The organism is Allopontixanthobacter sp., assembly GCF_034376665.1.
Taxonomy (GTDB): Bacteria; Pseudomonadota; Alphaproteobacteria; order Sphingomonadales; family Sphingomonadaceae; genus Allopontixanthobacter.
On the sequence record NZ_JAXMJI010000075.1, the window covers coordinates 1 to 6,111 of the forward strand.

General features: G+C 59.3%; 4 protein-coding genes and 1 pseudogene. All 5 read right to left on the bottom strand.

What is annotated here, in order from left to right:
• A partial coding sequence (gene istA / locus U0988_RS08285; RefSeq protein WP_322292156.1) for an IS21 family transposase occupies window positions 1-540 on the bottom strand: 540 nt, incomplete at its 3' end.
• A gap of 773 nt (window positions 541-1,313) precedes the next feature.
• Window positions 1,314-2,039 carry a phospholipase A gene (locus tag U0988_RS08290; RefSeq protein ID WP_171010093.1) on the bottom strand — a complete coding sequence of 242 codons (726 nt, stop codon included), beginning with the start codon at window positions 2,037-2,039 and terminating at the stop codon, window positions 1,314-1,316.
• Window positions 1,930-2,796 (bottom strand): recombinase family protein, encoded by an 867-nt coding sequence (locus U0988_RS08295; RefSeq protein WP_006961816.1) that lies wholly within the window; start codon window positions 2,794-2,796, stop codon window positions 1,930-1,932. The genes U0988_RS08290 and U0988_RS08295 overlap by 110 nt, the downstream gene beginning before the upstream one ends.
• A gap of 142 nt (window positions 2,797-2,938) precedes the next feature.
• On the bottom strand, window positions 2,939-5,848 hold the full coding sequence (locus U0988_RS08300; protein WP_006961814.1) for a Tn3 family transposase: 2,910 nt from the start codon (window positions 5,846-5,848) through the stop codon (window positions 2,939-2,941).
• 126 nt (window positions 5,849-5,974) lie between these two features.
• Window positions 5,975-6,111 (bottom strand): annotated as a pseudogene (locus U0988_RS08305) (Mu transposase domain-containing protein); the annotation flags it as partial.

Here is a 6,111-nt window from a genome sequence, read left to right on the forward strand (position 1 = left end):
ATGCGCATCGAACAGCATCTCGTGGGTCTGAAGGAGATAGGCCCTTACGATGAAGGCCCGGCTGTGGCTGAGCTTGAAGTGCGCCACCTGCAGCTTGGTACGCACGCCATCGAGGATCGCCCAGTCCTCGCTCCAGTCGAACTGGAATGCCTCGCCTGGCTGGAACACCAGCGGCACGAAAGTCCCGCGCCCACTCGTCTGGGCGTCACGTTGACGGTCGGCCTTCCAGGCCCGCACGAACGCCGCCACGCGGTTGTAGGAACCATCGTAACCCAAAACCATGAGATCCGCGTGCATCTGCTTGGCCGTGCGCCGCTGCTTGCGCGACTTGCTGGCCTCGATCCGCAGCCACGCCGATAGCTTCTCGGCAAACGGGTCCAGCTTGCTCGGACGTGCCGGAACCTTGAACGTCGGCTCGACCGTATCCGCCCGCAGGTACTTGCGGATCGTATTGCGCGACAGTCCGGTGCGCCGTTCAATCTCCCGGATCGGGATATGCTGACGGAAATGCCAGCGTCGAATTACACTCAGTAACGCCATGTCGATCACTCCTTGTTCCCCCGACGCAAAAGCCTGGGGAAAGGTCAGAACATGGGTCACTTCTCAGTGGAAATTTATGCCCCTCCCGGGTCAGATCTCAGTGGCAATCTACAGCGCGGCTTTTGGTTTGATGCGAAACTTTTGACTTCGCACCAGAGCTTTTCCTGTGTGCCCTTTGGCGGGATAACCGAACACACCAGCATTGCTGTCGCTCGCTTAGTTCACGCAGACAGGCACCCTAATCGTATTCATTGGGCCTCCACCTGCGCTCGCTATATGACGAGTTTGCCAGACGGTACGGGTACACTTGCCCTTTTTACGGTTTTTGCTCGTCGGTTGTTCTCGAGGCGGGGGCGCTGAATTGGCTTGGCTATTCGCCGGTTCGCGTGGGGGACAGATACCTTGCCTTTCCATGATTTCGCGATGGCGCCTTCCCTGCTCACCGGCCCAGGCATCGGCCTTGGTTTTCCCTTCAGCCAGAAACCGCCGCTTGTATTCCGCCGTGAGGCGCGCCTTGTCTGCTGCGGGAATAGACGAGGAGGAGCAGCGAGGGATTTCTTCAGCGGATACAGGCAGCGACCAAAGCAAGACTGCCATAGTAGTGGCAGCAATAAAAATACGTAACATGGCAATCTCCCGATCATCTCATGAATTCTCAAACAGACTCTTACGCCGTTGGCCTTCCGATGATGCATAAATCACTTTTGCATCAGGGTAAGGGGACGTCCAACGCCGGGCCCGCTACCTTACGATAGATTCTGCCCGGTTCCGGATTAGCGGACGATAGCGACCCCAAGCCGCAGTCGTGTCGCCTTGCGGTCATAATCGAGCAGATTTTCGCCATAGCCAGCAAAGGCTTGGCCGAAGACATAGACGTTGAGGTTGGTGTCAACGATCTTGTCCAGCGGATAGGAAAGCTCAGCGTCTATTGCGCCCTTGCCCGACGAGAAATTAATGCGGCTGTTGGTAGTCAGTCGCAGCCCGTCGTCACGGCCAAACTCCGCGAACAAGGACGTGTGGCCGCGATAGCGTTTCACATCCGGATTGTCTTCAAGGTCACCGACATAGAAGGAGTAGCGCGGGCCCAGCGACAGCTTGTAGTCTCCGATCGGTATCGTCGCCACAGGCTGGACATAGAGGGTGTTGAGGCTGCGCGACGCCAACCCATCGCGGCCGTTGGACTCATGGCGCAGCCCCGCCTGTCCGCCGAACGCCAATGTGCCCTTCGATACGGCCGGTAGCAGGTAGAAAAGTTCGGGCATGAAATCGATGTTACGGAAGGGCGAAGAATCCCCGCCCAGATCCCAGAACAGGCGCTGGGTATAGGGCCCAGTCGGCCCGAAGCTGCGATTTTGGCCATGTTGAAGAACAAAGATTGAACATGGCGATCTACCAGGCTCGCTCTTGTCCTCCAATCTCGTAAACATCGGTCTCGATCGAGCACCTGTAGCTCTCTGCGATGTTGAACATCTCTGTCTGGAGAGATGCGATCTCATCATCGAGGCTGACGCCATCGGCACCCTGATCATAGGCGACGGTCAGCGTGTAATCGCAGTTCCCGGTCTTTTGCATCTGGTAATCCCGCTCCAGCATCGCCTCAATGCGCTCGCGAGCGGGCTTTCTGCCACGACCATGCTTGTTGAAGTTCTCGATGGTCAGATGCAGGGCGATGGTGACAGAAGGCGGCTTTTCCGGCAGCCCGATCCTTGAAGGAATGACGTCAAGCGCCCGATAGACGGTCATTCTTGAGATCTTGAGGTCGCGCGCGACGCTGGCCTTGCTCGCGCCGGCGGTGATCCGGCGTCGGATTTCATCGTCATCGATGTTTTTCTTCCGGCCTTTGTAGACGCCTTCGGCGCGCGCCGCCTCGATCCCGGCGCGCTGCCGGTCCTTGATGAACGTCAGTTCCATGTCCGCGACCATGCCCAGAATGGTGATCACCATCCGCCCCATGCTTCCGGCCGTCGTCACCTCCGGCTCAAGCACCCGCAATGAGGCTCCCTTCTGGTCGAGTTCATGAACCAGATTGAGAACATCGCGTGTGGAGCGACCGAGCCGATCGAGACGCAGGACGACGAGTTCGTCATCGGCGCGCAGGAACTGCATGATCGTCTCAAGCTCCGTGCGTCCAGTGCGCGATGCGCCCGAGCCTGTTTCGGAGCGGAGGATTTCACAGCCCGCTGCCTTCAACCGGGCAACCTGGATGTCGAGATCCTGGTCGATGGTGCTGACGCGGGCGTAGCCGACGCGGGTCATGGGCAAATCCGTCACATTAGGGTGGCTTTGCCCTCGTACAGTAACATTGGTGACGGAACCACCCTTTTGTGACATGTCGTATATGTCACTTCCGATCGTCACGTTCGGGTGCACCCAAATGGTGCGAGCGGAAAGGCCCCGGTCAGGCAGCAAGCCGCCCAAAATCGATCCGGCTATTCAGATCGAGGTCGAAGCGGCCATAAGGATTGACGTGGCTGTAAATCAGCGGTGTGAGGCCGCGATAATCATCCGGCGTCATCCGGCCCGTCCATTTCGGTTCCACCAGCACGCTCTGAAGCATTCGGGTGTTCACATAGACAAGCGACGCTTGCAGCAAATGTAGCGCCAGGACCGAGAGCTGCTGCTCATCGATGCGGTTAGTGGCGATCTCGCCGCCCTTGCCGAAGAAAACGAACCCATTGGCACTGTTCCAGTTTTCAACGACATTCAGGCCTTCATGAATTTCGCGGCGGAAGGACTCCTCGCGCAGATACCGGCACAGGAAGATCGTCTTGACCGCGCGGCCCAGCTCACTCAACGCCTTGTAGGTCGGGTGCATCACCTCGGAGCGGCTAAACCGGCGCAGGATCGCCTCCGGGTCGGCGGTTTTTGTCTGCATCGCGGCTGCATATTTGACCATCTCGTCATATTGCTGCTCGATCTCATCCCAGTTGATCGGACTGGAGAGGATCGGCTGCAAGTGGGGAAGCCGCGTTCGCATGCCGACATCGGGAAGAGCCAGCTTCTGGCGAGCGATCGCTTTCAGGCGGGGTGCAAGCTCAAATCCGAGAAGCCGGCAAAATGCAAAGCCAACCGCGCTTTGGCCATGACTATCAACATATTGTCGCTGGATTTCCATGTCGGTGCAATGGCGCAGCACGCCCTCGATCATGGAGGCGACCTCGGAGGAAGAGCAGCGCTTGAGCTGGGAATAGACGCATGTCGCGCGTCGTTCGACATGCCAGTAGATCATGACGCCCCGTCCACCATAACGCGCATGCCATTCCGTCATCAGGTTGCGATCCCAGGCTCCGAACTTTGTGGAATCTGACGCACAGGCCGTGCCGGCGTCCCCCCAGACTGCAGCATTGCGGATTGCCAGGGTCGCATTCGCAACCCTGGCACACGCCTCCTTGAGCGCCGCGGCATGAACGAAGCGGCGATGGACATGCAGCAGCTCTTCATAGCTGACATCGGGGGTGGCGCCGGCGATCCGCTTGAGCCCGGCATTCGTTCCCAGGCCGTAGAGGCATAGCAGGAGACGTTGATCCAGCGCGGTTTTCGGCAGTGCAACACGCGAGGCCGATGTTTCGAACGCTTCGAGAAGTCCCGTATCAAGGGCAGCCTCCTTCAGTACGTCGAGCAGCCCGGTCATCGGCCAGCGTTGGCCGATCTCGGTCTTGATCGAGGCGAGACCCCTGGGTTCGGGCAAGGGTTTGAACGGGGTGAGAGATATACGGTTCTCGCCGCGCCACAGCAGCCGAACCTTGTCGTTCCGGGGAATATTGGCATTGAGGAGCAACAGTTCCTGAGCAAGCTCTTCCCGGATGGCGCTTGAAAATGCACGCGCATCCGCCGTCAGGTTCAATCCTGTGTAATATGCTTCTCGCCGCGCATCGAAGTCCTTGGGAAGATCGTCATCGGGATTGCGGTATCGGTCCGCCCCGACAACCCAGATTTCCTTAGAACGGATGCGATCGCGCAGTTGCGCGAGGACACAAAGCTCATAACTGATCCGGTTTACGCGCCCCTCTTCATCAATGACGGAACTGCGCCATCTCGCCGGAATGACCTCGTCGACCGGCACTGCGTGCGGCGGCACGTAGCGGCATCCATCATCCACTTTGCTTCTGATCCAGTCCAGGGCCGCCAGCACCGGACGCCACACGGCGTTGTTCGACCGGAACTCCAGTGCCGAAAGCAGGCTTGGCAGCATACGGCGATAATGATTGGCCCATGACCTCCGCATCACCTTGTAGATCCGCCGATCCAAGGCGCCCTTTGCCTGGCTTTCCTTGATGATCGCCGCCAGTTTGTCCTTGCCGGCGATTGGGAAAATGACATCGCAGATGCGCCCGGATGGATCGTCGATCGAAGCGCTGGCAATCTCGACCAGGAGTCGCTCCTTGCCATAGACCCGCTCGATGTCTTTCGCGATATCGCCCACCACCTTGCGTTTCGAGCGCGATCCGATCTTATGGACCGTCTCGATCAGCAGGTCGACCATCGCATCCGTAAGCTGAGCTTCCCGCGCCATCAGATAAACGGCATAGAGCCCGAGCTGGCGCGCCGGTACATGCCGGCGCATCTCCGAGGCTTTCTCGCCGGCAACCCGGCGAACGATCTGATCGACCCATGCCTTGCCCGTGACCGATAGGAAATCTCGGGGAAGAGCAAGCCGTTGGATAAAGGCGAGTTTGGCGGTCACGCCAAGAATGTTTTCGAGCGTCGCCTGACCTGCATCCCCCTTCATCGTGTTGAAGCCGGTCGGGCCATCGGGATCGGCGAGCGAGGCTTCCAGCAAGGCGACCGCATCCGGCGCAAGCCGATCGCGGACTCGGGCCAACAGGGCCTCCAGATAGAGGTGTCGTTGCGAACGGACGAGGCGTTCCAGCTCCTTGCGCGACGGCCCATAGATACGGCGGTCGCGGCACCACAGGAAAACATGCTCGAGCATGGCATTGATCGGCTGCCCGCCCGCACAAAGATCGTCGGAAATCCACCTCGACAACGCCCTGCGATCCGTCTGCGTCATACGGCGGAACCCGAGATGCCGCAAAATCTCCGCGCAATGCCGGCGGGCGGTGCGCCCGGAAAAATCATAGTGGTTCACGGATTTGGCATCGAGACCAAGTTGCTCCGCCAGATACAAGACACCGTCGGAGGGTATCGACGCATGATCCGGCACAAAGAAGCCATGCCCGGCGAAAAATCTAAGCTGAACCGCCAATCCCAGTCGTGCCGTCTCCGCTTTGCCGGTCACGAACGCGATGTCCGAAAAACTCAGGCTCCAGGAGCCGATCAGATCCCCACTCGAAACGCCAAGGCTCATAACGCCGCTCCCTTATCGGAGCGGAACGTCGTTCCTCGCATGGGCGATCGTCAACAACAACCAGCCCGTTCCCGACGTGTTCTCCAAGATGACCAAAATCGCAGCTTCGGGCCGACTGGGCCAAGTAGCGGGGATGCTCGGCGACAACCTCCTCGCCGCAGCGCACGACAATGCGGTCGGCATAGGCCCGGACCTGCACCGTCCGCCGCGCCACCGTCGAGAGAACCGAGTAGCGGTTGCGATCGAAGCTGATCAGGCAGGTG

Bases quoted from the DNA above. Each gene is read 5' to 3' on its own strand.
- U0988_RS08290 (WP_171010093.1), bottom strand. From the start codon at position 2,039: ATGATGAGATCGCATCTCTCCAGACAGAGATGTTCAACATCGCAGAGA.
- U0988_RS08295 (WP_006961816.1), bottom strand. From the start codon at position 2,796: ATGACCCGCGTCGGCTACGCCCGCGTCAGCACCATCGACCAGGATCTC.
- U0988_RS08300 (WP_006961814.1), bottom strand. From the start codon at position 5,848: ATGAGCCTTGGCGTTTCGAGTGGGGATCTGATCGGCTCCTGGAGCCTG.